The sequence below is a fragment of the Streptomyces sp. NPDC087428 genome (genome assembly GCF_044744085.1).
Taxonomy (GTDB): domain Bacteria; phylum Actinomycetota; class Actinomycetes; order Streptomycetales; family Streptomycetaceae; genus Streptomyces.
Genome location: NZ_JBIUXR010000015.1, coordinates 209,435 through 234,461, shown reverse-complemented (window position 1 = coordinate 234,461; position 25,027 = coordinate 209,435). Strand labels below are relative to the sequence as shown.

General features: G+C 71.8%; 21 protein-coding genes and 1 pseudogene. 12 read left to right on the top strand and 10 right to left on the bottom strand.

Annotation, left to right across the window (positions count from 1 at the left end; genetic code table 11):
- Positions 1–60 precede the first annotated feature (60 nt).
- A complete protein-coding gene (locus tag ACIO3R_RS30205) occupies positions 61–507 on the bottom strand; it encodes a MarR family winged helix-turn-helix transcriptional regulator (protein ID WP_385039440.1) in 447 nt (148 codons plus the stop codon).
- A gap of 158 nt (positions 508–665) precedes the next feature.
- On the opposite strand from ACIO3R_RS30205, the gene eno reads away from it, so the two are divergent.
- The gene (gene eno, locus ACIO3R_RS30200; RefSeq protein ID WP_402110133.1) at positions 666–1,985 is read left to right on the top strand and encodes a phosphopyruvate hydratase; all 1,320 of its coding nucleotides are present in this window, start codon (positions 666–668) and stop codon (positions 1,983–1,985) included.
- On the opposite strand, the gene ACIO3R_RS30195 is transcribed toward eno, so the two are convergent.
- Complete coding sequence (locus tag ACIO3R_RS30195) at positions 1,982–2,335, bottom strand: S26 family signal peptidase (protein ID WP_402110131.1); 354 nt, start codon at positions 2,333–2,335, stop codon at positions 1,982–1,984. The genes eno and ACIO3R_RS30195 overlap by 4 nt on opposite strands.
- On the opposite strand from ACIO3R_RS30195, the gene ACIO3R_RS30190 reads away from it, so the two are divergent.
- Positions 2,322–2,918 carry a dihydrofolate reductase family protein gene (locus tag ACIO3R_RS30190; protein ID WP_385039449.1) on the top strand — a complete coding sequence of 199 codons (597 nt, stop codon included), beginning with the start codon at positions 2,322–2,324 and terminating at the stop codon, positions 2,916–2,918. The two genes, ACIO3R_RS30195 and ACIO3R_RS30190, sit on opposite strands and share 14 nt — an antisense overlap.
- A 217-nt stretch (positions 2,919–3,135) precedes the next feature.
- Here the strand turns inward: ACIO3R_RS30190 and ACIO3R_RS30185 are convergent, their stop codons facing one another.
- Positions 3,136–4,260, bottom strand: a complete 1,125-nt coding sequence (locus ACIO3R_RS30185) for an FAD-dependent oxidoreductase (protein ID WP_402110129.1) — start codon at positions 4,258–4,260, stop codon at positions 3,136–3,138.
- Between the two features lie 238 nt (positions 4,261–4,498).
- Here ACIO3R_RS30185 and ACIO3R_RS30180 point away from each other — a divergent pair, with 238 nt between their 5' ends.
- The 4 genes from ACIO3R_RS30180 (at position 4,499) to ACIO3R_RS30165 (ending at position 7,328) form a co-directional block, all read left to right on the top strand.
- Positions 4,499–5,536 (top strand): NAD(P)/FAD-dependent oxidoreductase, encoded by a 1,038-nt coding sequence (locus tag ACIO3R_RS30180; protein WP_402110166.1) that lies wholly within the window; start codon positions 4,499–4,501, stop codon positions 5,534–5,536.
- The gene (locus ACIO3R_RS30175; RefSeq protein WP_402110127.1) at positions 5,533–6,162 is read left to right on the top strand and encodes an SAM-dependent methyltransferase; all 630 of its coding nucleotides are present in this window, start codon (positions 5,533–5,535) and stop codon (positions 6,160–6,162) included. The genes ACIO3R_RS30180 and ACIO3R_RS30175 overlap by 4 nt, the downstream gene beginning before the upstream one ends.
- 156 nt (positions 6,163–6,318) lie before the next feature.
- Complete coding sequence (locus ACIO3R_RS30170; protein ID WP_402110125.1) at positions 6,319–6,882, top strand: DinB family protein; 564 nt, start codon at positions 6,319–6,321, stop codon at positions 6,880–6,882.
- An 86-nt stretch (positions 6,883–6,968) separates the two neighbouring features.
- Entirely contained in the window at positions 6,969–7,328 is a 360-nt protein-coding gene (locus ACIO3R_RS30165; protein WP_385039460.1) for a hypothetical protein, read from the top strand.
- A 305-nt stretch (positions 7,329–7,633) separates the two neighbouring features.
- Here the strand turns inward: ACIO3R_RS30165 and ACIO3R_RS30160 are convergent, their stop codons facing one another.
- From ACIO3R_RS30160 to ACIO3R_RS30140, 5 genes are all read right to left on the bottom strand, one after another.
- On the bottom strand, positions 7,634–8,014 hold the full coding sequence (locus ACIO3R_RS30160; RefSeq protein ID WP_385039463.1) for a GntR family transcriptional regulator: 381 nt from the start codon (positions 8,012–8,014) through the stop codon (positions 7,634–7,636).
- Positions 8,011–8,682, bottom strand: a complete 672-nt coding sequence (locus tag ACIO3R_RS30155; RefSeq protein WP_385039466.1) for a hypothetical protein — start codon at positions 8,680–8,682, stop codon at positions 8,011–8,013. Before ACIO3R_RS30155 ends, ACIO3R_RS30160 begins: the two co-directional genes overlap by 4 nt.
- A gap of 699 nt (positions 8,683–9,381) precedes the next feature.
- The gene (locus ACIO3R_RS30150; protein WP_402110123.1) at positions 9,382–9,924 is read right to left on the bottom strand and encodes a hypothetical protein; all 543 of its coding nucleotides are present in this window, start codon (positions 9,922–9,924) and stop codon (positions 9,382–9,384) included.
- The gene (locus ACIO3R_RS30145) at positions 9,921–10,166 is read right to left on the bottom strand and encodes a helix-turn-helix transcriptional regulator (protein WP_250967425.1); all 246 of its coding nucleotides are present in this window, start codon (positions 10,164–10,166) and stop codon (positions 9,921–9,923) included. Before ACIO3R_RS30145 ends, ACIO3R_RS30150 begins: the two co-directional genes overlap by 4 nt.
- 151 nt (positions 10,167–10,317) lie before the next feature.
- Positions 10,318–10,938 (bottom strand): YceI family protein, encoded by a 621-nt coding sequence (locus ACIO3R_RS30140; RefSeq protein ID WP_385030300.1) that lies wholly within the window; start codon positions 10,936–10,938, stop codon positions 10,318–10,320.
- Between the two features lie 225 nt (positions 10,939–11,163).
- Here ACIO3R_RS30140 and ACIO3R_RS30135 point away from each other — a divergent pair, with 225 nt between their 5' ends.
- Complete coding sequence (locus tag ACIO3R_RS30135; RefSeq protein ID WP_363030139.1) at positions 11,164–11,685, top strand: hypothetical protein; 522 nt, start codon at positions 11,164–11,166, stop codon at positions 11,683–11,685.
- Between the two features lie 85 nt (positions 11,686–11,770).
- Here the strand turns inward: ACIO3R_RS30135 and ACIO3R_RS30130 are convergent, their stop codons facing one another.
- Positions 11,771–12,418, bottom strand: a complete 648-nt coding sequence (locus ACIO3R_RS30130) for a peptidoglycan-binding protein (protein ID WP_385030303.1) — start codon at positions 12,416–12,418, stop codon at positions 11,771–11,773.
- Between the two features lie 262 nt (positions 12,419–12,680).
- Between ACIO3R_RS30130 and ACIO3R_RS30125 the strand changes: the two genes are divergently transcribed.
- Entirely contained in the window at positions 12,681–13,094 is a 414-nt protein-coding gene (locus ACIO3R_RS30125) for a hypothetical protein (RefSeq protein ID WP_402110120.1), read from the top strand.
- 106 nt (positions 13,095–13,200) lie between these two features.
- Here ACIO3R_RS30125 and ACIO3R_RS30120 read toward each other — a convergent pair whose 3' ends face one another.
- On the bottom strand, positions 13,201–14,430 hold the full coding sequence (locus ACIO3R_RS30120) for a glycoside hydrolase family 64 protein (RefSeq protein WP_385030309.1): 1,230 nt from the start codon (positions 14,428–14,430) through the stop codon (positions 13,201–13,203).
- Between the two features lie 407 nt (positions 14,431–14,837).
- On the opposite strand from ACIO3R_RS30120, the gene ACIO3R_RS30115 reads away from it, so the two are divergent.
- The 4 genes and pseudogenes from ACIO3R_RS30115 to ACIO3R_RS30100 all read left to right on the top strand — a co-directional run bounded on the left by ACIO3R_RS30115 (position 14,838) and on the right by ACIO3R_RS30100 (position 24,996).
- A complete protein-coding gene (locus ACIO3R_RS30115) occupies positions 14,838–18,707 on the top strand; it encodes an endo-alpha-N-acetylgalactosaminidase family protein (RefSeq protein ID WP_402110119.1) in 3,870 nt (1,289 codons plus the stop codon).
- Positions 18,708–18,896: 189 nt separating this feature from the next.
- Positions 18,897–21,223, top strand: a pseudogene (locus ACIO3R_RS30110) (polysaccharide lyase 8 family protein).
- Between the two features lie 87 nt (positions 21,224–21,310).
- Complete coding sequence (locus ACIO3R_RS30105) at positions 21,311–22,702, top strand: trypsin-like peptidase domain-containing protein (protein ID WP_402110165.1); 1,392 nt, start codon at positions 21,311–21,313, stop codon at positions 22,700–22,702.
- Positions 22,699–24,996, top strand: a complete 2,298-nt coding sequence (locus ACIO3R_RS30100) for a tetratricopeptide repeat protein (RefSeq protein WP_402110117.1) — start codon at positions 22,699–22,701, stop codon at positions 24,994–24,996. Before ACIO3R_RS30105 ends, ACIO3R_RS30100 begins: the two co-directional genes overlap by 4 nt.
- Positions 24,997–25,027 lie beyond the last annotated feature (31 nt).

The window sequence follows — 25,027 nt, the reverse complement described above, 5'->3', positions numbered from 1 at the left end:
CGCTGGTTCCCGGGTGCCGGAGTCCGGGGCGTGCGGTGAACGCGGCGCGTCCGCCGTGGGTCAGGCGGGGGTGTGGAACAGGCCCTGGCGCGCGGCCAGCCGCTCCATCAGGGCCGCGCTCTGTGCGAGCAACTCCCGCTCTTTGCCGGTGAGTTCCGCTTCGATGGCCAGGGCCAGCCAGCCGGCCCTGCGGCCACGCTCCGCTTCCAGTGCGGCCCGGCCGGAGTCCGACAGTTCGAGCAGGGTCTTGCGGCCGTCCGTGGGATGGGCCCTGCGGGTGACCAGGCCCTGTTCGAGGAGGAGGCCGACCGCGCGGGCCATCGACTGCGGGCGCACGCGCTGATCGGTCGCGAGATCGCTGGTCGTCATGGCGCCGTCGCGGTCCAGGACGCCGAGCACGGCGACCTGCCCGACCGGGATCCGGTCCTCGCTCTTCACACGCCGGCTGAGCTTGCCCATGGCGGTACGCAGTTCGGCGGCGACGGTGGCGGCTTCCGGGGTGGGCACAGGGCACTTTAACCCGGAAACGCCGTCGCGCGGCATAACTGAACAGCGGAACTGAACAGCATGACTGAACAGCAATGCTGTACAGTTTCGTCATGTCGGGCCGCGCGCCGGCGTCGTCGCAGCCAGGGCCCGACAGGCAACAACGGGAAGGAACTCCCATGCTCGCAAGGACAGTTGAGCCGACCGCCGTCCGCTCCGTCACCGCCCGCGCCGTCCTCGACAGCCGCGGCAACCCCACCGTCGAGGTCGACGTCGTCCTCGCCGACGGATCCCTGGGCCGCGCCGCCGTCCCCTCCGGCGCCTCCACCGGCGCCCGTGAGGCGGTGGAGCTGCGCGACGGCGACCCCCGGCGTTGGCACGGCAAGGGCGTCGACCGGGCCGTGGCCCATGTGCGGGGCGAGATCGCGGATGCCGTCACCGGACGGGACGCCGACGACCAGGCCGGCCTCGATGCCGCGCTCGTCGCCCTCGACGGCACGCCCGGCAAGGCGCGCCTCGGCGCCAACGCCCTGCTCGGGGTCTCCCTCGCCGCCGCGAAGGCCGCCGCCGTCTCGCACCGGCAGCCGCTGTACCGCTACCTCGGCGGGGCCGGCGCCGGCGTGCTCCCGGTGCCGATGATGAACATCGTCAACGGCGGCGCCCACGCCGACAACCCACTGGACTTCCAGGAGTTCATGATCTTCCCGGTGGGCGCGGAGTCCTTCGCGGAGGCCGTCCGGATGGGCTCGGAGGTCTTCCACACGCTCCGCCGCGACCTGCTGGCCGCGGGACACTCCACCGGCGTCGGCGACGAGGGCGGCTTCGCACCGGCGCTGCGCACGGCCGAGGAGGCGCTCGACTTCGTCATGGCCGCCGTCGAGCGCGCCGGATACCGGCCCGGCGCGGACATCGGCCTCGTCATGGACCCGGCGTCGTCGGAGTTCTACCGGGACGGGGTGTACGCGTACACGGGAGAGGGCGTCCGGCGTACGTCCGCCGAACAGGTCGACTACCTCGCGAAGCTGATCGACGCGTACCCGATCGTCTCGGTGGAGGACCCGATGGCCGAGGACGACCTCGACGGCTGGCGCGAGCTGACGGCCCGGGTCGGGAACAGGTGCCAGCTGACCGGGGACGACGTGTTCTGCACCGACGAGGCACTGGTACGGGAAGGCATCCGTACGGGCGTGGGGAACGCGGTCCTGGTCAAGGTCAACCAGATCGGGACGCTGACCGAGGCGCTCGGGACGGTGAGTGCCGCGCAGCGGGCCGGATGGGCGGTGGTCATCTCCCACCGCTCGGGCGAGACGGAGGACACGACCATCGCGGATCTGGCGGTCGCCACCGGGTGCGGGCAGATCAAGACCGGGTCCCTGTCCCGCTCGGACCGCACGGCCAAGTACAACCAACTGATCCGGATCGAGGAGGAGCTGGGGGAGTCCGCGGTGTACGGCCACCCGCGCCTCGGCGGCGTGGACAGCACCGGGCGATCCGCCTAGACCGCACGCCGGGGGCGGTCCTCGCCCCCGGCCCGCCCGCCGCGTTCCAGGACGACGCCGACCACGCTCCGGGCGGGCAGCGTCCCCCGGAACCGTGAGTCGGTGCTGAAGGCGGGGTTGTCCCCGAGGGCGACGAGCTGCCCCGCCGGCATGAGGGCGCCCTCCGCCGCCCCCGCCGCCTCGCGGACCTCCGGCGGTACGGGGTCACCGGCGAGCGCCACCACCCGCTTCACCAGCAGCGGCCGCGCCGGTGCCGGAAGAACAGCGATGAGTTTCGGACGGCGTGGCAGTCTCTGTTGCCGTACGCCTGACCCGATGTGCCGAGGAGTGAGTGATATGCGCGTGGTCATCAGTGAGTTCATCAGCCTGGACGGTGTCGTGCAGGCGCCGGGCGGTGCCGAGGAGGACAGGGACGGCGGCTTCGCGCACGGCGGCTGGTCGCACCCGTTCTTCGACGCGGAAGTGGTGGGCGCCTCCTTCAGCGAGTCGGTGGACGGGGCCGGGGCCCTGCTGTTCGGCCGCCGCACCTGGCAGACGATGGCCGCGGCATGGCCCGAGCGCGCGGGCGACCCGTTCGCCGACCGGATGAACGCCCTCCCGAAGTACGTCGTCACCGGCACCCTGGGCGACGACGACCTGACGTGGAACAACACCGGGCGCATCCCCGGCGAGGAGTTCACCGCCCGTATCCAGGAGCTGCGGGAGAAGGGCGACGGTGACCTGCTGGTCATGGGAAGCCCCACGCTCGTGCGCGGCCTGCTGAGCGAGGGCCTGGTCGACGAGCTCCGGCTCGTGATCATGCCGGTGCTGCTGGGCGGCGGAAAGTCGATCTTTCCCGCGGACGGCGGACTGCGCACGCTCGAACTGGTCTCTGCCGTCACCAGCGCTGCGGGCGTTCAGGTGTGCACCTACCGGCCGGCGGCGAAGGGATAGCGAGGGCCCCTCGGCCGCCGTCGGACGGACCGGGGTGCGTCAAGGACGCGGGCGGCGTCGGCGCCTCCTGCCGGCCACCCCGCCGCTGCTGCCGCGCGGCGAGAGCGCCCCCGGGCCGAAGCCCGTCGGCGCCGAGGGAGCTGTCGACCGTCTCTGCGGCCGGGGTGCGGCACCCGAAGTGGGAGCGGCGCTCGCGGTCAGGGCCCCGGCCGGCCGCTCACGCGACCTGGTCGGCGCCGGCGAAGAAGCTGATCACTTCCTCGATCGTGGGGTTGTCAGGGGCGTCGGCCTCGGCCTCGCCGACCGCGGCACTGCGAGGGAACATCACCTGCTCGTACGCGGCGAGGGCGGCCTCGACGTCGTCGGGGTGCGCGGCGAGGGCCTCACCGAGCTCGGCGCCGTCCAGCATGGCCAGGTTGGCGCCTTCGCCGTTCGGGGGGATGAGGTGGGCGGCGTCGCCGACCAGGGTCACGCCCCGCGCCCGGTCCCACAGGTGCCCGACCGGCAGCGTGTAGTGGGGGCGCACGACCGGCGCGGTGTCGCTGTCGGTGATCAGTGCGGTGAGCTCCGGGGCCCAGCCGTCGAATTCCCGCGCGATCCGGGTGGCGGCCGAGGCGGGGTCGGTGAAGTCGATGCCGGCGAACCAGTCCAGCGGCTTGGTCAGCATCACGTACGTGTGGAGGGTCCCGCCGCTCTCCCGGTGAGCGGCGATCTGCCTCCTGCCCGGCTCGATCGCGAACATCGACCCGCCGCCGACCGCCTTCGCGGCAGCGGCGTGCCGCGTGTCGGCGTCGAACAGGTAGGTCTCGACGAACGACATGCCCGTGTACGCGGGCACGGCGTCGGAGAGCAGCGGCCGGACCCGTGACCAGGCGCCGTCCGCGCCGACCAGCAGGCCCGTGACGACGGTGCCGCCGTCGGCGAAGGTCACCTCGTGGCGGCCCCCGCCGAGGCCACGGACACCGCTGACCCTGTGGCCCCAGCGGACGGTTCCGTCCGGGAGCGCGTCGAGCAGGATCCGCCGCAGCTCGCCGCGCTGCACCTCCGGGCGTCCGCCCGTGCCGTCGTCGGGCTGGTCGAGCAGGACGTTTCCCTCCCGGTCCAGGGCCCGCATCGCCTGACGGCCCTCCAGGATGATGCCGCGGAACTCGTCCATCAGACCGGCGGCCCGCACGGCCAGTTGGCCGTTGTAGTCGTGGATGTCGAGCATCCCGCCCTGCGTACGAGCCGTCGGTGAGGCCTCGGCCTCGTAGACGGTGGCCGCGATGCCGTGGACGTGCAGCACGCGGGCGAGCGTGAGGCCGCCGAGTCCTGCGCCGATGATCGTGACGTGAGCGGTCATGCTGGCTCCTTGCCGGTCGGATGCCTGCCGGGCGGGCCCCGGAAGGATCTGCGGCAAGCCTCCGGGCCCACGCCGACATGCCCCCGACACCGCACCGACACCGCCGACAGCCGGCCGACACCGCCGCTCCGCCGAAGCGCCCGGCCGAGGCGGCTTTGCCGCTTCGGCAACGAAGTTTGCCGTGAAGTGCGAGCGCCCCGCACCATCTCCGTAGATGGAGGTGTTTCGCATGAGCGACATGACGACGCAGACGTACGACGTAGTGGTGATCGGTGGCGGGCCCGCCGGGCTGAGCGGGGCCCTGGTGCTGTCCAGGGCCCGGCGTTCGGTGCTGGTGATCGACGCGGGCAGCCCGCGCAACGCACCCGCGTCCCACGCGCACAACTACCTGGGGCGCGAGGGCATCCCGCCCACCGAGCTGCTGGCCATCGGCCGGGAAGAGGCCTCCGGGTACGGGGCGGAGATCGTCGAGGGTGAGGCCGTGGCTGCCGAGCGGCTGCCGGGCGGGGCCGGGTTCAGGGTCGTACGGGCGGACGGAACCGCCGTCACCGCGCGCCGTCTCCTCGTCACCACCGGGCTCGTCGACGAGCTGCCGCCGATCCCCGGCCTGGCCGGGCACTGGGGCTCCGGCGTGCTGCACTGCCCTTACTGCCACGGCTGGGAGGTGCGGGACCGGCCCGTCGGCATCGTGGCCCTGAGCCCGATGGCCGTGCACCAGGCCCTGCTCTGGCGCCAGTGGAGCGACGACGTCACCCTCTTCCTGCACAACACGCCCGAACCCGGCGACGAGGAGTACGAGCAGCTCGCCGCACGCGGCATCGCCGTGGTGGACGGGGAGGTGACCGGCATCGAGTCCAGCGGGGACCGGCTCACCGGAGTGCGGCTGGCCGGCGGGCGGGTCGTGCCGCGCGAGGCCGTCGTCGTCCAGCCTCGGTTCACCGCGCGGTCCGGGGTCCTGGACGGCCTCGGACTGTCCGCCACCGCGCTGGAGATGGGCGGCCACACCGTCGGTACGTACATCGCGTCCGATCCGTCCGGTGCGACCGAGGTGCCCGGTGTCTGGGTCGCCGGTAACGTCGCCAACCTGATGGAGCAGGTCATCGGCGCCGCCGGGGCAGGGCTGAAGGCGGCCGCCTCCATCAACGCCGACCTGGTGGGCGACGACACCCGACGCGCGGTCGAGGCCCGCCGCGCCCCCTTCTCGGCGGAGGCCGAGCGCCAGGTCTGCGAGCAGACACCCGGAAGCCGCCGTCACGGACTGCAGGAGACACGATGACAACCGACAGCACGCCGACCGACGCGGAACTCTGGGACCGGCGCTACCGTGAGAGCAACCGGATCTGGAGCGGGAACCCCAACACCGCGCTCGTCCGCGAAGTGGAGGGCCTGACACCGGGGCGCGCCCTCGACCTCGGGTGCGGGGAAGGGGCCGACGCGGTCTGGCTCGCACGGTGGGGCTGGCAGGTCACCGCCACCGACATCTCGCGCGTCGCTCTCGGCCGGGCCGCCGAACACGCCGCGGAGGCAGGGGTCGCCGACCGGATCGACTGGCAGTTCCACGACCTCGGCGTCTCCTTCCCCGAGGGGGAGTACGACCTCGTCTCCGCCTCGTTCCTGCACTCGATGGGCGACCTGCCGCGCGAGGAGATCCTGCGGCGCGCCGCCGCGGCCGTCGCACCCGGCGGAGTGCTCCTGATCGTCGGGCACGCGGGCTTCCCCGCGTGGGAGCACAGCCACGCGGACATGGAGCTCCCCACCACCGACGAGGTGCTCGCCTCCCTCGAACTCCCGGCGGGGGAGTGGGAGGTGCTGCTCAGCGAGGAGCACGAGCGCGTGCAGAACGACCCGGACGGGAACCCCACCACCCGTACCGACAACGCGCTGAAGGTCCGCCGCCACTGACGGCGGTCCGCGGGCGCGGGGCGAGGATGCGCGTGCCGGCCGTCATGGCGGCGGCCGGCACGCGCCCGCGGACCGTCATTGAGGTCAGGCGCTGACCTATACGGCTTCTAGCGTGGTCCTCGACCGGCGGAACAGGAACGACCGAAGGCAGAGATCATGAACGTGAACGTCAACAACGCGGACACTCCTGAGGCGGCCACCACCCCGGCCCTCACCGGCGAGCGCGCCGACCTGCTGGAGGCACTGGCCAAGCAGCGTCACTTCCTGAGCTTCACCACCCGTGACCTCACCGACGAGCAGGCCGGGCAGCGGACCACCGCGAGCGAGCTGTGTCTGGGCGGTCTCGTCAAGCACGTCACCGAGGCCGAACGGAGCTGGGCGGACTTCATCGTGCACGGGCCCGTCGCGATGCCGGACTTCACCGCCATGACCGAGGCCGACTTCGCCCGTCGGACCGACGGATTCCGGATGCTGCCGGGAGAGACGCTGGCGGGTGTGCTGGCCGACTACGCCGAGGTGGCCCGCCGGACCGACGAACTGCTCGCCACCCTGCCCGACCTGGGTGCCGACCACGCGCTGCCGAAGGCTCCCTGGAACGAGCCCGGCGTGCGCTGGTCGGCCCGCCGGGTACTGATGCACGTCATCGCGGAGACCGCTCAGCACGCCGGGCACGCCGACATCATCCGCGAGTCGCTGGACGGCGCCAAGAGCATGGGCTGACCCGGAGGAGTGGTCCGCGCCCCCCTGTGCCCGAAGGTCGGATCGGTGGCCGTGACCACCGCTCCGGCTGAGCCGTTGGGCCGATCATGAATACTCGACGCCTGATCTCCGCGGTGGGCACCCTCGCCGCCACCGCCCTGCTGGCACTCTCCGTGCCGGCCACGACCGCCCATGCCGCCGAGTGCGGTGTCCGCTCCGACGGCCGGCTGTACTGCGGCAACGCCGTCGGCGCGAAGGGGTACGCGGACCGCTCCTACCGTTCGGCGACGCGCGGCACGCTCACCACCGGGTTCAACTGGTTCGCCTGCTGGGGCCACGGCGACCCCCACCAGGGCCAGAACGACATCTGGTACTGGACCCAGCTCGACAACGGCCAGTGGGGCAACGTCCCCGCCGTCTCCGTGAAGACCGGCCAGGACCCGGCACCCGGCCTCCGCGAGTGCTGAGGCCGCGGCCCCGGCCGTAGCGGGACCCGGGCACCGGACCGGGTCAGCCAGCGGGAAGCGCCAGTGATGAGCCCTCGCGCCTCTGCCCAGTCGATTGCCACAGACAAAGAGCCGGACTCAGTCCCACTGAGTCCGGCTCTTTGCCGTACTCACCCGCCGATCGCGAGTGTGTGGTGAGTGAGCAAGCCCCTTCGTCGGGGGCGTTGGTGATGGCTTCGGAAGCCACTCCGACAGGGTTCACGCGGAAGCTGTCCCGTCCAGGGCGCTTGTGTGCCACGCGGCCGCCCCGGGGTGAATCCGCTGCGTCATTTCTCCGGGGATGCGCTGAGGGCGACACGGACAGCGGCGAGCAGTTGGGCATCGTCCGCACCAAGTCGGCGGCCGGTAGTGACGAATGTCCGGGCTGCCTCGACGAGCTCCGACTCGGGGGCGGGTGCGTGGCCCGGAGCGACGCGGGTCCCTGCACCACGCCGACTACGCACCAGGCCGGCTGATTCCAGCTCCCGGTAAGCACGGGCCGCAGTGCCCGTGGCCAGTCCAAGGTCCGCAGCCAGTTGGCGCACGGTCGGAAGCCGGTCGTCCTCGACGAGATGGCCGCCGACAATGAGGTCGGCGATTTGGATGCGTACCTGTTCGTACGGCGGGACAGGACTGGCGGTGTCCACGCGCACGCTCAGCGCCTTCATGCGGGAGCACCACTGGGGCCGGGCAGGCGCGTCAGATGGACGAGCAGGTAGATCAGCCCAGCCGCGGAACCGGCAACCACTAGGTAGACGAGGATGCTGGGCGCCACCAGCCCATGGTTGTTGCATGGAGCCGAGGTCAAGGACTCAAGGTAGATGCTTGCGATCGCGGCGGATGCGAGCAGGGATGACGCCACCAGGCACCCCCAGACCAAGGTCACCGCTTCGGCAGAGGCGGCGCGCAGAGCATGGTCCGCCGCGTCCGGAACGGGACTGCCGGGCAACGCGGGCCGGGTCACGATCCTCCGAACGACGAAGAGGCACACTCCTGCTCCGCCGACGACGCAGACGACCACACCCAGAACCGCTGACAGGATCTCCCGCTGCGAGAACACGAAATCCACGTCGCCCGGACAGGCGGCGTGGATGAAGCTGTCCGGGCCGACCGTACTGCGCGTCACGGTGATGACGACCGTGAGGAGCACAGTCAGGGCCAGGACGAGTGCGCCGAGCAAGAGGCTGTACCGGCGAGGAAGGTAGTCCCGCACATGCCGCGGCGTCAGCATGGCCGCGCGCACTGTCCCCTCGGGGCGGGGGGCCCGCAGTTCACCGATCAGGACACCGGTGAGGACGCACACGCCGAAGACCGTTCCTGCCAGCAGGGCACTCATTTCGAACATGAGGCAGCTGGCAGCGGCCAGGCCCGCCGCCAGGCCTCTTGTCCGCCACCGTGAGGCATGTAGGTGGTAGGCCCCAAGTGCGCCGGCTGGAGGGGCCTCTCCTCGGCGCCGCGGACGCAAGAGCACCAGCAGCCCGACGACGAACGGCGCTGCAAGGAGAAAATTGATGGTCAGGACCACAAGACCTCCATCACTTGTATCAATGGCTTGCCGTAATCTGACCGGTCCATGTTCAATGTGTCAAGTCATTGATACAAGATGGAATCCTTGCCGATCGCCGTCCTGCCCCTCGCTGTTCTGCCAATACAGGCCCTAGCTGTAGCACCGGCCTTGGCAGGAACCGGGCGCCGGACCGGGCGACGTCACCCGACAGGACTCGAACCCCGGTGTGTCCCCGGGTCCGGCCACGAGGGTGTGCCGAGCGGCGATCTACCGGGTGATGCTCCAGAGCTGTACCGCTCTGCCGCTGACGCCGGCGAGGTACGTGCCGTCGGGGCTGAAGGCGATGTCCATGGTGCTGCCGGCGCCCGGGATCGTCCTGAGGGGCGTGGCCTTCTGCGCGTCCCACAGCCTGATGGGAGGAGGATGTCGGAGCCGGCACACGTGTGCGGTCGCCGATCGGCCTTCAGGAAGAGCTGCCCGGCCGGACGGGGCTTCCGGAACACGCCCCACGGCCCTCCGTGACAGGTCCTACAGCGAATCGGGTCCCTGCTCAGCCTCCCCCGCCGGCTCGTCCCGCGCCGTGAGGCCGGCCACCCACAGCGGCATCAGCCAGTGCGTGACGAGGACCGCGGCCAGGACGGGGACGAGCAGGGCTCCGGCGCGTACCTGACCGCTCCGGTCGGCCGCGGCGGCACCGAGGACCGCGCAGGCCGGCAGATACGTGGTCAGGCGGTGCGCCCGTGCCCGTACCCTGTCCCGCTCCGCGCGCTGGCGTTCGTCCAGGACGTGCGTGCGCAGTTCGAGCAGCCCCCGGGTGGCGCCGTTGATCACGCCGGTCGCCAGGCACCAGGGGACGAGCAGGACGAGTACGGCGACGGCGGGCCAGGGCCGGTCGCTCGCGTAGGCGCCGGTGCCCGCGGCCACGCCTGCCGCCGTGAGCACCACATGGGCGCCGACGGCCGTGCGGCGGCGCGCGGCCGTCGCGTGCAGCGCGCCCGCCCGGGGGTTGTTCATCACGGCGAACATGCGCCGGTCGTAGCGGGTGTGCCGGGTTGCGCCCGTGGTGGTCATTGCTTCCTCCCGTAGACCTCGTCCGTGAGCGGGCGGAACGGCCGGAGGGAGAACAGGGCCTCCACCGGCAGATCGAAGAACTCGGCGACGCGCAGCGCAAGATCGAGGCTCGGGTTGTACTGCCCGCGCTCGATGTACCCGATGGTCTGGTAGTGGGCGCCGACCGCTTCGGCCAGCGCCTGCCGCGACACCTTGCGTTCCGCGCGCACCATCGCCAACCTGTTGTGAACCTGCTCGCTCATGTATAAGAAGTACTACATTCGGGGGCAGGTTCACAACGGGATGGGTGGATCGGAGTGGTGGGGCCGGCGGGCCCGCAATGCCGAGCGCCCGCCGTCCTCCCCCGGGAAGGGGTGGGCGGCGGGCGCGCTCGGGCCGGGTGTTCCTCCGGTGTCAGGCCTGCGGTGCGGCGGCCTTGATCGCGGAGATGTCGAAGTTCAGCTTCACCTTGTCGCTGACCATCACGCCACCGGTCTCCAGTGCCGCGTTCCAGGTCAGGCCCCAGTCGGAGCGCAGGATGTCCGTGCCGCCCTCGAAGCCGACGCGCTCGTTGCCGTACACGTCGGTCGCGGAGCCGTTGAACTCCAGGTCGATGGCGAGCGGGCGGGTGACGTCCTTGATGGTGAGGTCGCCGGTCACGCGGTACTTGTCGCCGCCGAGCTGCTCGGCGGAGGTCGAGCGGAACGTCATGAGGGGGAACTTCTCGGCGTCGAAGAAGTCACCGCTGACCAGGTGGCCGTCGCGGTCCGCGATGCCGGTGTCCACGCTGGCGATCTTGACGTCGATCGACACGGCGGAGTCGGCCGGGTTGCTGCCGTCCAGCCTCAGGCTGCCCTCGTGCTCGCCGAAGGAGCCGCGCACGTTGGTGACCATGGCGTGGCGCACGGTGAAGCCGATGCTGCTGTGGGACGGGTCGATCGTGTAGTCGCCGGTGAGGGCGGCCAGGGCCGGGTCGACGGTGGCGGTGGTGGTGGCGGTCCGGGTGTCGTTGTTCTTGCGGTTGAACAGAGCCATGGCTCCTCCTCGGGGACGTGATCGAGTGGGACTCGAAGTAGTTGTTTAACCTTCAACGAGATTCACTGTAGACCCATCTAGTTCAAAGTTCAACATCAAAGCTCCGGGCCGTTGTGCGCGGCACCACGCATTCACGCGACCGTCACTCCACGCCCTCTGGCGGACGCGCGTAGAACTCGGGCACTATCTCCCTGCCCCACATTGTCATGCACAGGAGGAGTCCCCATGGTGTCCCGTATGACGCTGCGCCCCGTCCTGACCGCTCTCGCCCTCGTCCTCGGAGTCCTCTTCGCCCCCGGAGTCGGCGTCGTCTCCGGTGCGACGGACGCCTTCGCCGTCAGCAAGCTCACCCACAGCCAGGCGACCGCCAGATTCAGTTCGTCCGGCGTCACCTGGTCGTCCTCCGGCGGCTGCTCCAACCGCAACGTCGCCACCTGCACCTCCTTCGACCAGGTCAACCTGCCGACCGCCCAGGGCGCCCAGACCCTCAAGAGCGCCACGGGCTGCGCGCTCAACATCACCGGCGGCACCGAGACCGGGCACGCCAGTGGCACGTACTCGCACTGGAACGGCTACAAGCTCGACTTCGGCAAGACCACCTGTCTCACCAACTACATCCACGGAGTCTTCAGCTACATCGGCCTGCGCGGTGACGGCGCACCCCAGTACCAGTCCGGCTCCGGCAACGTCTACGCGGACGAGGGCAGCCACTGGGACGTGACCTACTACAACTGCGGCGGCTGCTGACGCCCCGGCCCCGCGCACGACGGCGCCCCCGCCCAAGGGCGGGGGCGCCTGTGTGTGGGGGTAGCGACTACGGGTGGCGGCTGTCTCAGTAGATCGGGTCGACGGTGGGGCCCTCCTGGGCCAGCAGGTCACGGGCGAACTGCTCCCACTGCGCGTAGGCGTCGGGGAAGGCCGACACCTGCACCGCCTGGCACACCTCGCCCGGCGGCCTGTTCTGCCAGTCGGAGATCTGGATCAGACCGGGGTTGCTGCCGAACGGGGCGACTCCGTAGAACGACTTGGACGACGTGGGGACGTCCGTGATCTGTTCCGGGGTGCCCCAGCCGGTGCTCGGCCGCTGCTGGAAGATGCCGAGCGAGTCGTGGTCGACCGGGGTCAGGTAGTTGACGAACTTGGATTCCTGCATGGCCGTCATCAGGGCGATGACCTGCCCCTGGTCGGGAATCTGCGCGCCCTTGCCGACGCCGATGACGGTCCGGGCGTTGGCGAGCTCGGCCGGGCCGAGGTCGGCGGCGACCGTGAAGACCGTCCGCAGCTCGCTGTCCGGAGCCGCCTGCAGTGACCTGGCGGTCGCCGCGTCGACCGAGCCGGTGGGCCGGAGGCCGTGGGCCGCCTGGAAGGAACGCAGACCGTGGGGGGTGGGTGCCGCCTGGGCGGTCGCCGGAACGGAAAGGAGTATTCCGGCGGCGGCCGCGGCGGCGGCTATGAGCTGAACCATTCTCTTCTGTCGCATGACAGGCACGGTGTCGCGGACCGGAATATGGCGTCAAGGGCCTTGTCCGTCACGGGAGTTGACTGCCTGCTATGAATGGGCTGTCTTCCCAGGTAAGGGAGCCGGCGGTGACGGGGAATGGAGCGGAATTCGAGGCCGGTGGGTGTGTGCCGTCACCGGTTCGACCAATGGAGCAATTCCCATTTGTTGTCCGTTGTCGTAAGTGCTTGATGTGAACGCCTGTTTGCGAGACGGGTGTTCGCGAGCCGGTGAGAATGGACTGATGAATCCACTCACCCGCTGGACGGCACTGGTCTGCGTCGGATGCGCCGCACTCCTGTCCGGCTGCACCACGGACAGTGCCCCGGACCCGGGCCGCTCCGGCGCCGCGCCCGGCCCCACGGTCACCTCCACCGTCGCGCCCGCTGCCGCGGCCCGGCTGGCCGAGCGCTACCGCCGGTCCGGCGGGGAGCAGGACGTGTACGGGATCCAGCGGACCTCCGGTCCGGACGGCGTCCCCCTGCTGATCGTGCGGACCCGCAATCCGGATGAGGACGCCGAGATATTCGATGACCTCAAGGAGTCGATCACGGGGTATCTGGAGCGCGAGGAAGGGGTCTCGCTGGGGCGGGGCTACCTCATGGACGTCTTCGGCCCGGACGGCGGGCTGCAGCACCGCCTCGACGCCCGCCCTTAGGGCCTGTACGGGGTTGTTCCGCAGAAGAAGGAGCGGGGCCGGGCCCGAACAGGGCAGTGCCCCCGTCCCGCCCGGACGGGGGCACTGCCGGTCTCCGCGGGGGAGGTCAGGAACCGACGCTCACGGTGAAGCGCCGCGGGTTGCCGTCGTTCGCGGCGCCCGAGACGTCCGGCTCACCGTCGGGGCGTACGTCGTCGTACGGGAAGGCGTAGCCGATCGGGCTGTTGGCGTGCACGATCCGCGACCAGTGGTTGGTCACGTCACCCTTGTAGTAGTCCGCCACCGTGGTGCCGTTCGGCTGGTCCGGGTGGCTGAGCATGATCGAGCGGTTGAAGCCGGCCCCGAGCCGGGCCAGCAGGCCCTTCTTGTCGTCGGAGTCCGCCGGGTTGTTGGCGAACGGGCCGCCGTTGCAGGTGAAGATGTCCTGCGAGGTGGGCTTGGAGAAGGTGTGCCCGCCGTTGAAGGTCAGGGTGTCGCCGGTGACCCGCCCGGTGAAGACGCCGCGTCCGCCCTGATTGTCGATCCGCAGGTCCGTCGAGCGGTACTTCTCCCAGACCTCGTCGACCTGTGCGGTGAACAGGTCCCCGAACGGCATCCCGTTCGGGTCGCCGGCGGACGAGGCCATCAGGTTCTGCGGCGAGATGACCCGCAGCACGTTGCCGTCCGAGCCGCGCTTCACCAGCTGGTCCCAGGGCTGCCCGTCCGCGGCGGCCTGGGCGGTGAGGGCGTCGGCGATCTTCTGCACGGCGCCGTTCGGGAGCGGGGCCACGGTGTGCGTGGTGTCGCCCTCCAGGGTCAGACCGATCGGCAGCGCGGTCACCAGGTCGACGTAGCTGATGTTCGCGTACAACTGCTGCGGGTTGAAGGTGAACTCGCAGAACGACCAGGTGCGCCCGTAGTTCGAGTCCGTGGGGGTGGCGAAGGCCGGCTCGACCAGGGAGGGGCCCGGGTTGAGATAGAAGTCCAGGGTGTCGTCGTGCACGAAGTAGACCCGGGCCCCGTACATCTGGGGCAGCGTCACCACGACGGGCGCGCCGCCCGCGGCGTTCAGCGGGATGGCGCAGTCGACCGGCAGCGGGGTCTGCGGCGCCGAGGGGGACTCGGGGTGGTAGACGCTGCCGTCGGCCCGCAGCAGGACCCACCGGTCGGTGCCCTGTTCGTGGCCGGTGACGTAGGCGTTGACCTTGCCGGACAGGGATTTGTTCTCCAGGGCCAGTTCGCAGGTCGCGGCGGCCGCCGACGCGCGCGGGCTCAGCGCGCTTCCCCACAGGGGGTAGGTGAGTGCGGTCGCGGAGGCGGCGGCGCCGCCCGTCAGGAACAGTCTGCGCGAAATCACGAGGGGACTCCTGAGGCGTGGGGGGTGGGGATGTGGGGGGTGGAGAACGGTGGGGGACAGGAGGGGCGCGGACGGCGGGACGGTACGGGAGGTGCGGGGAGGTGGAACGAGCGCGTCCGCGGTGCGCACCACTCTCGCGAGGGCTGCGCCGACCGTCAAGACTTGTGACTGAGAGCGCTCTCAAAAACCGAAGGTCTTCACAACTCGACGCCCCGACTCGCTACTTGGCGTGTCTGCCCACCCCGCATCCGGCCATCGTGATCAACATCCGAACACGGACCCGGTACTGCTTCCCGTGCTCCCCACGTGGACCTACTTGGACTTACGCAGAGCGGTTGTTGGACTGGAGAGGCCCTCGGAGCCGTACGTCGTTGACGGTGTCCGGACATGGCGACTACTCAGAGCACATGTCGCCAAGATTCACTACGGCGGGCGCTGCTGCCGCCGCCTCAGCCGCCGTCCTGGCTCTGGTGGGGACCGCCCTCCCCGCCTCAGCCGCCGCCCCCGCGCCCGCCGCGGCCGAATCGGCCGTCCCGGCAGGCGCCGTCATCGGGTCCGCGCAGCTCGCCGTCGCCGTCGCGGACGACTTCCCGCGTGTCCTGACGTACACCGACCGGGCCTCCGGGAACCAGCTGTCCGGCAGCACCCGGCCGGTCACCGCCGTCACGCTCAACGGCACCGCGCACGACGTGAAGCTCAAGGGCGCCCCCAGGATCACCAAGTCGGCCGCCCGCTACACGCTGACCTTCGCCGATCTGCCCGGCGTCGAGATCGACGCCTCGCTCTCGGTCTCCGGACGCGCCACCACCTTCAAGGTGACCGCCGTCCGCGACACCGCGGCGTTCCGGGTCGGCACGATCGACATCCCCGGCCACGACCTGGTCTCCGTCGCCGGTACGGACACCGGAGCCGCGACCGCCTTCACCCAGCTGGACCCCGACTCGACGAAGACCGCGGACGTCTTCGCGAAGGTCACCGACGCCACCAAGGCCGACGCCGCACCGATCGGCGCCACCTACGCGTTCCTCAACACCGGAGCGCTGGCCGCCGCCGTCGAGTCCAACTCCTCGTACGACAAGCCCGCCGGCGCCACCGGCGGCGACGACGCCCGCTTCTGGCACCAGGCCCGCAAGACCGACGACGGCTCCACCCGGGTCGGCGTCTGGTCCGGCCAGTGGACCTACCGCGGCGACGGCGCCCCCAAGCCCGAGAGCGGCGACAACCTGCCCTGGGCGAAGGTCGTCGTCACGCCCGACGTCAACGGCGACAAGACCGTCGACTGGCAGGACGGCGCCGTCGCCTTCCGCTCCATCGGCGTGGTCGCGCCCGGCAGCGAGGACACCGCGGACCGGGTCATCACCCACATCCCGTTCAACTTCGCCAGCCAGGCCACCCACCCCTTCCTGCGCACCCTCGACGACGTCAAGCGGATCTCGCTGGCCACCGACGGCCTCGGGCAGCTGGCGCTGCTCAAGGGGTACGCCTCCGAGGGCCACGACTCCGCCCACCCCGACTACGGCGGCAACTACAACAAGCGCGCCGGCGGGCTGAAGGACCTCAACGAGCTGTTGAAGGACGGCAAGAAGTGGGGTGCCACCTTCGGCGTCCACGTCAACGCCACCGAGGCCTACCCGGAGGCGAAGGCCTTCGACGAGAAGCTCGTCGACAAGTCCAAGCCCGGCTGGAACTGGCTGAACCAGAGCTACTACATCGACCAGCGCCGCGACATCAACAGCGGTGACCTGGCCAAGCGCTTCCAGCAGCTGCGGAACGAGACCGACAGCAACCTCAGCATGCTGTACATCGACGTCTACTACACGCACGGCTGGATCGCCGACAAGACCCTCCAGTCGCTCCAGACACAGGGCTGGAACGTCGCCAGCGAATGGGCCGACAAGTTCGAGCGCGGCTCGCTCTGGTCGCACTGGGCCAATGACCTCGACTACGGCGGCGCCACCAACAAGGGCCTCAACTCGCAGATCATCCGGTTCATCCGCAACGACGAGAAGGACGTCTGGAACAACGACCCGGTCCTCGGCCAGAGCGCCATCGACGAGTTCGAGGGCTGGACCGGCGAGACCGACTGGAACGCCTTCTACGACAACATCTGGCAGCGCAACCTGCCCGCCAAGTACCTCCAGCAGCAGAAGATCACCCGCTGGGACGGCAACGACATCGCCTTCACCGGCGGGGTCAGCGGCACGGTCGAGGACGGGAAGCGGACCTTCTACGACCACGGCCGCAAGGTGCTCAGCGGCACCGACTACCTGCTCCCCTGGGACGGCGGCAAGAAGCTCTACCACTACAGCAAGTCCGGCGGTACGAGCAGCTGGGCGGTGCCCTCCAAGGGCACGTACACCGTCTACGAGCTCACCGACAACGGCCGGGTCAAGACCGGCACGGTCCGGCCCGTGGGCGGGAAGATCACGCTGAAGGCCGAGGCCGGGCAGCCGTACGTGCTCTACCCGGACAAGGCGCCGAAGGCCGCCGGTGCCAAGTGGGGCGAGGGCAGCCCGGTCGACGACCCCGGCTTCAACGACAACGGGCTGACCGCCTGGTCGAAGACCGGCACCGCCGTCCGCGACACCGACGACCAGGGCCGCAACAGCGCCGAGCTGTCCGGCACCGGCACGGCCGCGCTCTCGCAGCGCATCGACGGACTGAAGCCCGGCACGCGCTACACCGCCTCCGCCCTCATCGAGGTCCAGCCCGGCAAGACCCGCCGCACCACCCTGTCGGCCGGCGGGAAGTCCGTGACCGTGGACCGCTCCACCGCCAAGGACCAGGTCGCCGCGTCGGACTGGCACGGCACGTACTTCCAGCGGGCCAAGGTGAACTTCACCGCCCCCGCGGGCGGGCGCACCACGCTGCGCGTCGAAGCCGCCAAGGGCAGCGCGGCGACCGTCCGCGCCGACGACGTACGCGTCGTCGCCAACGCCCCGGCGACCAAGAAGAACACCGTCGTGTACGAGGACTTCGAGGACGTCGACCAGGGCTGGGGCCCCTTCCTCAAGGGCGACGCGGGCGGCTCCACCGACCCCCGCACCAGCATCTCCCAGCTGCACGCCCCCTACACCCAGGCCGGCTGGAACGGCAAGCTCATCGATGACGTCCTCGGCGGCAAGGAGTCCCTCAAGGCCCACGAGGAGAACGCCGGAATCGTCTACCGGACGGCCCCCTGGACCGTGCCGATGGCCGACGGCCACCGCTACAGGGTCGAGTACGACTACCAGTCCAGCCACGCCGGCGCCTACGAGTGGGTCGACGGCTACGACCGGATCACCGCGGACGGCAAGCCCGGCTCCGTGACCACCCGGACCACCGCGATCGGCGCCCAGCACACCACCGGCCACTTCGCCGAGACCGTCACGGCGGGCTGCGGCGACACCTGGACCGGGCTGCGCAAGCGCGACGACGCACCCGAGGGCGCCGACTTCGCCCTCGACGGCTTCACCGTGACCGACCTCGGCAAGGCCCCCGCCGGTGAGCAGGCCGCCTGCGGCACCCTCACCGTCCAGCCGGCCGCGGAGACCCTGGAGCCGGGCACCGCCAACACCGTGAAGGCCGGCTTCACCAACTACGAGGCCACCGAGGTCACCGGCGTCTCGCTGAACCTGACCGTCCCCGAGGGCTGGACGGCCGAGCCCGCGGGCGCCATCACCTTCGACTCGGTCGCGGCCGGTGCGAAGGTCACCGGAAGCTGGCGGGTCACCCCGCCGGTGGACGCCAAGTACCAGGCCTACCCGCTGAGTTCCGAGGCCTCCTACACCGTGGGCGGTGCCCGGCGCACGCTCGGCGCGCAGACCTCGGTGCGGACCCTGCCGCCGCCGCCCACCACGGACAGCTGGGCCAGTGACCTGGACTGGACGGCCTCCGAGAACGGCTGGGGACCGGTCGAGCGCGACCTCTCCAACGGGGAGACCGGAACCGGTGACGGCACCCCGCTGACCATCGGCGCCACCGTCTACCCCAAGGGCCTCGGCACCCACGCACCCGCGAAGGTCCGCTACTACCTCGGCGGGAAGTGCACCTCGTTCACCGCGGAGGTGGGCGTGGACGACGTGCAGAAGAGCGCCGGCAGCGTGCAGTTCTCCGTGACGGCGGACGGCACGGAGAAGGTGAAGTCGCCGGTCGTCAAGGCCGCCGACACCGCCTGGTCGCTGACGGCGGACGTGACCGGCGCCAAGTACGTCGAGCTGGTCGTCGGCGACGGCGGCGACGGCAACGGCAACGACCACGCCGACTGGGGGAACGCCCGCTTCCACTGCGGCGCCTGATCGGCGGAACGACTGAAGAGGGCGGGGCCGTCGGCGGCTCCGCCCTCTTCGCTTCGCCGCGGGCGCGCGCCGGGGCGTGTTCCGGGAGTCCCGCCCGCCGGGCGAACGGCGCTACTTTCGGAACGCGCCCTTGACCAACCACCGCCCGGCCTGAACCACTTGGATCCCGGAGGTACTCCCGTGTCACTTCTGCCCGCCTGGTCCCGCCGCGCCTTCCTCGCCACCGGCAGCGCCACCGCACTCGGTCTGGCGCTCGCACCCGAGGCCCGCGCGGCCGGGGACGAGTTCGAGACGCTCCGGCTCCGCTGGAACGACCTCTCGCTCGGCACCGGCTACGACCCCGCCACCGAGCCCTACGCCTCCCGGCTCGCCGGGACCGGCGAACTCGCCGCCGGATTCCGCTCGACCATGGCCCCCGCCGCCGACTCGCTCTGGGCCGGGCACACCTTCGACCCGCCGTCCGGCATCACCTGGAGCTACTCCCGGCTCTGGACGATGACCCAGGCGTACGCCCAGCAGGGCACCGGCCACACCGGCGACGCGGGGCTGCTCGCCGACATCGTCCGCGGACTCGACCACCTCTCCGCGACGGTCTACCACCCCGCCACGGAGAGGTACGGGAACTGGTGGGAATGGCAGATCGGCAGCCCGCGCCTGCTCATGGACATCGTCTCGGTGCTGCGCCCGCAGCTCGGCGAGGAGCGGGTGTCGGCCGCCTGCGCCGCCGTCGACCACTTCATCCCCGACACCATGCTCACCGACTACAGCGGCACCTCGACCGGCGCCAACCGGGTCGACCTGTGCCGCTCCGTCGCGCTGCGCGGCATCCTGGGCCGCGACGCGGCCAGGACCGCGCTCGCCCGCGACGCCCTCTCGCCCGTCTTCCCGTACGTGACCGAGGGCGACGGCCTCTACGCCGACGGCTCGTTCGTCCAGCACACCTGGATCGCCTCTCCGGCACGTACGGCCAGGTCATGCTCGACGGACTTGGCCGGCTCTTCGCGCTGCTGGCCGGATCCACCTGGGAGGTCACCGACCCCGGCCGCCAGATCATCCTGGACAGCGTCGAACACGCCTACGCGCCGCTCATCCACGACGGCCTCATGATGGACAGCGTCAACGGCCGGGCCATCAGCCGCGGACTCCTCAAGAGCGACGAACTCCAGGTCATGCGCAGCGACCACTTCCACGGCCAGGGACTGATCGCGGCCGTCGCCCTGCTGGCGGGCGGTGCCTCCGACGCCGAGCGGGACCGGTGGAACGGCATGATCAAGGGCTGGATCGAACGCGACACGACCAGTCCGGTCCTCACCGCCCCCCAGTTCGGTGTCGCCGACCTCTCCCGGCTGCACGCGGCCGCCGCCGCCCCGGTCCCCGCCGCGCCCGAACCCGTCGGCCACACCCTGTTCGCGGCCATGGACCGGGCCGTGCACCGGCGTCCCGGATGGGTCGCCAACCTCTCCATGGCGTCGGAGCGGATCAGCTCCTACGAGTGCGGCAACGGCGAGAACCCGCGCGGCTGGCACACCGGGGCCGGAATGCTCTACTGGTGGCAGGGCCCCGACGGCGGCGGCCAGTACACCGACTGGTTCTGGCCCACCGTCGACTGGTACCGGCTGCCCGGCACCACCGTCTCCACCAAGCGGCTCGCGGACCGGGCGGGCGGCGAGTGGGGCGAACCCCGGCCGGACGTGCGATGGGCCGGCGGCGCGCACGACGGTGAGTTCGCCGCGGTCGGCCAGCACGTCAAGGGCCTCGGCTCCACCCTGGAGGCCCGCAAGTCCTGGTTCTGCGCGGCGGACACGGTCATCTGCCTCGGCGCCGGGATCAGCGCGACCGACGGGGTCCCCGTCGAGACGGTCGTCGACAACCGCAACCTGGGCCCGGACGAGGGCGGGCAGACCCTCACCGTAGAGGACCGCTCCCGCCCCCGCTGGGCCCATCTGGCGGGGCACGGCGGCTGGGTGCTGCCCGGCGGCGCGGCGCTGCGCACCCTGCGCGAGGCCAGGACCGGCGCCTGGTCCGACATCAACACCACCAGCTCCGCCGAGCCGCGCACCCGCCACTGGCAGACCCTCTGGCTCGACCACGGCACCGACCCGGCCGACGCAGGCTACCTCTATCTGCTGATGCCCGGCGCCTCCCGGCGCACCGTCGCCGCCCGCGCCGCCGACCGGCACTGGCTGACGGTGCTCGCCAACACCGCGGCCGTGCAGGCGGTGGCCGTGCGCTCGCTCGGGCTGACCGCCGCCAACTTCTGGCGGCCCGGCGCGGCCGGACGGCTCTCGTCGACCGGTCCGGCGAGTGTGCTCGTACGCGAGGGCCGGGGCACGGCCACGGTCCGGATCAGCGGCCCCGACCGCAGCGGCCGCCCCTTCGAGGTCGTCTGGGACCGCCCGGTGCGCGAGGCCGTCCCGGCGGACCCGGGCATCGAGGTCCGCGCCACCGGCCGGCGGCTGGTGCTGGGCGTGGACCCGGGGACGGCGGGGGCCACGCTCGGATGTGACCTCCGGTAGTCCCTCGGGGTGACCCGGAGGGTGGAGTCTGCCCCGAGTCCGGGAAGGATGGCCGCCACCCGCGTACCCTCGGACGGTATGGGGGAGTTGGGGGAGCTGAGAGCGGACTGGCGCCTCCGGTTGCGCCGCGGTGGCGCGGACGGCCCGGTGTGCGGAGCCGGCGTGCTGCTCACCCAGGACCGGCTGCTGACCTGCGCGCACGTCGTCGGTGAACCGGACGCCCGGATGTGGGTGGAGTTCGCGGAGAACCCCGGAATCCCGCCGGTCGCCGCCCGGGTCGCGCCGGACGGCTGGCTGCCCGGCCTGGACGGGGCCGCCCGGGAGGACATCGCCGTACTCGCCCTGGACAGCCCCCGGCCGCAGGCGGCGCCCGCGCCGCTGGGGCGGCGGATGGAGCGCGGCCGGGAGGTGTGGATCGGCGGCTACTCCCAGGCCTTCGACGACGGCATGTGGCTGACCGGCCGGATCAGCGGACTGCACGGCGCGTGGGTGCAGCTCGACGCCGGGACCAACGCCGAGGTGGTGCGCCCCGGGTTCAGCGGCGCCGCCGTGCAGACACGGGGCGAGGGGCCGCACACCGAGCGGGTTGTCGGCCTGGTGGTGAGCTGGCGCGGTGATCTGGAACTGGCGCTGCCCACCGAGAACGACCTGGCGTTCTCGTACATGATCCCGGTCGACCGCGTCGCCGAACTCGTGCCGCTGGTGGCCGAACTGAGTGGGCCCGACGGCTGGGACAGCGGGCTGTCCCAGCGCCTGCGCGACTGGTTCGCGGACGGCGACCAGCCCGCGGTGCGGTTCGGTGTCGTCCCGCACAGCGGCGGCCGCGACCGCACCCTGGAGCACCAGCTCCACCGGGCCCACCTGGTCTACCGGGGCGGCCGCACCCGGCCGGAGGAACTCGTCGGGACGCTGGTGGCGCAGCTGCGGCCGCCCCGGCACCAGCGCAACGAGTACCGCGACTGGCTGCTGGAGGGCGGTGAGGAGCCGGAGCGCTCGGTCGCCGGCCGCCCGGCCGGATCGGGCCCGGTGCTCGCCGTGATCGGTCTGGACGAGGACCCGGACCCGGGCGCGCTGGTGCCTGTGCTGGCCCGCGTCCGGACACTCGGCTTCCGGTTGCTGATCATCTTCCGCAGCGGCCGGGGAGCGGCACTGGCCGAGGTGGCACGGGACCTGCTGGTGCCCGCTCTCGACGAGCGGGCCGAGGAACTGGTGCGCAGGACCGAGCGCTTCGAGCAGGAGCGGGTCGGGCTGAGCGGCCTGCTCGACTCGGCGTCCATGGTCCTCCGTCCCGCCGTCGACGCGGCCACCCGCCGCCGCCAGCTGCGCGCACTGCGCTCACTCGCGGACCCGCGCGAACAACTGTCCGCGCTGAAACAGCTGTTACGCGAGTTACGCGGCGACCTCGATGAGCCGCACCGGTCCGGGCGTCCTGACCTGCCGGGGCAGCGCACCGGCCCGGATCCGGCAGGTCGCCCATGAGGATTCCGTGCCCGCACCGCCGCTTCACCGGAGCCCCCTGCGACGGGGCCGTCCTGTCCACCGGCTACTGCGACACCTGCGGCCGCGACGAGGCGTCCCCCGGACTCCCGCCGCTGCCCGCCGCCCCCGAGGAGCACGGCCCCGCCGGACTCCTCGAACTCCCGCTGCTGGAACCGGGCAGCCCGGCCGACCGGCTCACCGCCGCCGAGCGGCCGGTGCGCATCGTGATGACGTGCTCGGCCAAGGCCTGCGGGGTGGCGTTCGTCCCGCCGTACACCGCGGCCCCGCCGCCGGACGAGGGCCACTGCCCCTGCTGCGGCGCCCCGTACTCCTACCGCCCCGAGCTGACGAAGGACGGGCCGCCGCTCCAGGACCAGTACCGGATCCGCGGCCCCATAGCGCACGGCGGCCAGGGCTGGGTCTACCTGGCGGAGGACACCCATCTGGAGGACCTCGTCGCGGTCAAGGGACTCCTCAACCGCTACGCGGAACGCGGCGCCGCCCAGGCCGGCGAGGAACGCCGGAGCCTCGTCGCCATCCGGCACGAACGCATCGTCCAGATCCGCGACTTCGTCAGCACCCGCAGCGCCGACGGCACGGTCTCCGGCGGCTACATCGTGATGGAGGACGTCGGCGACCGGACGCTCTCGGCCGTCGTCGAATCGACCCGGCAGGGCACCTTCGTCCTCGACATCGAGCACGTCATCACCTACGGCTGCCAGATCCTGGAGGCCCTCGCCCATCTGCACGGCATGGACTTCCTGTACGGCGACATGAAGCCGTCCAACGTCATCCACCACCGCGACGGCATCAAGGTCATCGACCTCGGCGGCGTCCGCAAGGCCGGTGCCACCGACCCGCCCCCGGTGATCACGCCCTGGTTCGCCGCCCCCGAGATGGACGGCGGCGCACCGCTGACCGTCGCGCACGACCTCCACACGGTCGGCGTGACCCTCGCCGAACTGGCCGGCTGGGCGGTCGGCGACGACGTGCCCGGACTCGGCACCAGCTCGTTCCGGCTGGTGGTGGAGCGGGCCACCGCGCACGACCCGGAGCGCCGGTTCGGCTCCGCCGACGACATGGCGGGGCAACTGCGCGGTGTGCTCCGCGAGATCCGGGCGCTGCGCGGCAAGCGCGACCAGCCCGAACCCTCCGCCTACTTCACCCCCTCCACCGAACTCCTGGGCGCCCGGCTGGGTTCGGTGCCCGACTACGCGCACTGGCTGAGCCGCCCGGCCTGCCGCCGCCGCGAGACGCCCGAGTCGCCGGCCCTCGACTCCGGGCTCCCCACCCCGACCGAGATCGCCCGCCGGCTGCCGGTCCCGCGGCCCTATCCGGGCGACCCGCAGGCCGCCCGGTTCGGGGTCAGCAGCTACGACCCCGGGCAGCCGCTGGCCCAGCCCGCCCACGGCGAGCAGTCGGTGGAGATCTGTCTGCACAACGCCCGGCTGCTGCTCGGCCAGGAGGGCGACGAGGCACTCGCGGCGGCCCGGGAGCAGGTCGAGGCGGCCGCCGCCATACCGGGCCCGGGGCCGGTCCGGGAGTGGCGGCTCAGCTGGCACCGGGGGCTCGTCGCGCTGCGCGGCGCCGACGTGCTGGACGACCGGGAGCCGATGCTCGAAGCGGCGCTGGAGCAGTTCTCCGCCGTCCACCGGGCGCTGCCCGGCGAGTACGCGGCCAAGCTGGCGCTGGCGTACGGCGCGGAACAGCTCGGCGCGGACGGGCGGGCGGCCGCCGGGCCCTCGGCGTACGAACTCTTCCGGGCCGTGCACGCCCGCAACCCCTCGCACGTCGGCGCCGCGCTGGGGCTGGCCAGGCTCGCCCTGGCGCGCGGCGACCGGGCCGCGGCGATCGAGGTCCTCGACCTGGTGCCCGACGAGTCGCGCGACCACACCGTCGCGCGGATCGCCGCGTTCCGTATCCGGGCCGCCCGGCTCGCGACGGGGGACCGGCCGCTGCCCGGTGCGGCGGAGATCGACGCCTGCCTCGCCCTGCTCACCCCGGCACGGGGTGCGCACGCACCGGTGGTCGCGGGCGACGAACCCGCCGGGCTGCTCCGGACCGAGCTGTACGAGTGGAAGCTCGACGCGGTACTCGCGGCGGCCGGCGGGCCGCGGCCACGCGGCGGATGGCTGCGGACGGGCCTGCCGCCCCCGGCCGTGCCCGGGGAGCGGGACGTCCGGCTGGAGCTGGAGCGGTGCTACCGCCGGCTGGCCCGGCAGCGGCAGGCGCCCGCCGAGTACGAGTGGCTGATCGACCTCTCGCACGCCGTCCGCCCGCAGACCCGGTTCTGAGACCCGCCCGACCCGCAACGACCTCCACCGG

Bases quoted from the DNA above. Each gene is read 5' to 3' on its own strand.
- ACIO3R_RS30100 (WP_402110117.1), top strand. From the start codon at position 22,699: ATGAGGATTCCGTGCCCGCACCGCCGCTTCACCGGAGCCCCCTGCGAC.
- ACIO3R_RS30130 (WP_385030303.1), bottom strand. From the start codon at position 12,418: ATGCGACAGAAGAGAATGGTTCAGCTCATAGCCGCCGCCGCGGCCGCC.
- ACIO3R_RS30115 (WP_402110119.1), top strand. From the start codon at position 14,838: ATGTCGCCAAGATTCACTACGGCGGGCGCTGCTGCCGCCGCCTCAGCC.
- ACIO3R_RS30125 (WP_402110120.1), top strand. From the start codon at position 12,681: ATGAATCCACTCACCCGCTGGACGGCACTGGTCTGCGTCGGATGCGCC.
- ACIO3R_RS30140 (WP_385030300.1), bottom strand. From the start codon at position 10,938: ATGGCTCTGTTCAACCGCAAGAACAACGACACCCGGACCGCCACCACC.
- ACIO3R_RS30195 (WP_402110131.1), bottom strand. From the start codon at position 2,335: ATGACCACGCGCATATCACTCACTCCTCGGCACATCGGGTCAGGCGTA.
- ACIO3R_RS30175 (WP_402110127.1), top strand. From the start codon at position 5,533: ATGACAACCGACAGCACGCCGACCGACGCGGAACTCTGGGACCGGCGC.
- ACIO3R_RS30170 (WP_402110125.1), top strand. From the start codon at position 6,319: ATGAACGTGAACGTCAACAACGCGGACACTCCTGAGGCGGCCACCACC.
- ACIO3R_RS30150 (WP_402110123.1), bottom strand. From the start codon at position 9,924: ATGACCACCACGGGCGCAACCCGGCACACCCGCTACGACCGGCGCATG.
- ACIO3R_RS30180 (WP_402110166.1), top strand. From the start codon at position 4,499: ATGACGACGCAGACGTACGACGTAGTGGTGATCGGTGGCGGGCCCGCC.
- ACIO3R_RS30155 (WP_385039466.1), bottom strand. From the start codon at position 8,682: ATGAGTGCCCTGCTGGCAGGAACGGTCTTCGGCGTGTGCGTCCTCACC.
- ACIO3R_RS30185 (WP_402110129.1), bottom strand. From the start codon at position 4,260: ATGACCGCTCACGTCACGATCATCGGCGCAGGACTCGGCGGCCTCACG.
- ACIO3R_RS30160 (WP_385039463.1), bottom strand. From the start codon at position 8,014: ATGAAGGCGCTGAGCGTGCGCGTGGACACCGCCAGTCCTGTCCCGCCG.
- ACIO3R_RS30145 (WP_250967425.1), bottom strand. From the start codon at position 10,166: ATGAGCGAGCAGGTTCACAACAGGTTGGCGATGGTGCGCGCGGAACGC.
- eno (WP_402110133.1), top strand. From the start codon at position 666: ATGCTCGCAAGGACAGTTGAGCCGACCGCCGTCCGCTCCGTCACCGCC.
- ACIO3R_RS30135 (WP_363030139.1), top strand. From the start codon at position 11,164: ATGGTGTCCCGTATGACGCTGCGCCCCGTCCTGACCGCTCTCGCCCTC.
- ACIO3R_RS30165 (WP_385039460.1), top strand. From the start codon at position 6,969: ATGAATACTCGACGCCTGATCTCCGCGGTGGGCACCCTCGCCGCCACC.
- ACIO3R_RS30190 (WP_385039449.1), top strand. From the start codon at position 2,322: ATGCGCGTGGTCATCAGTGAGTTCATCAGCCTGGACGGTGTCGTGCAG.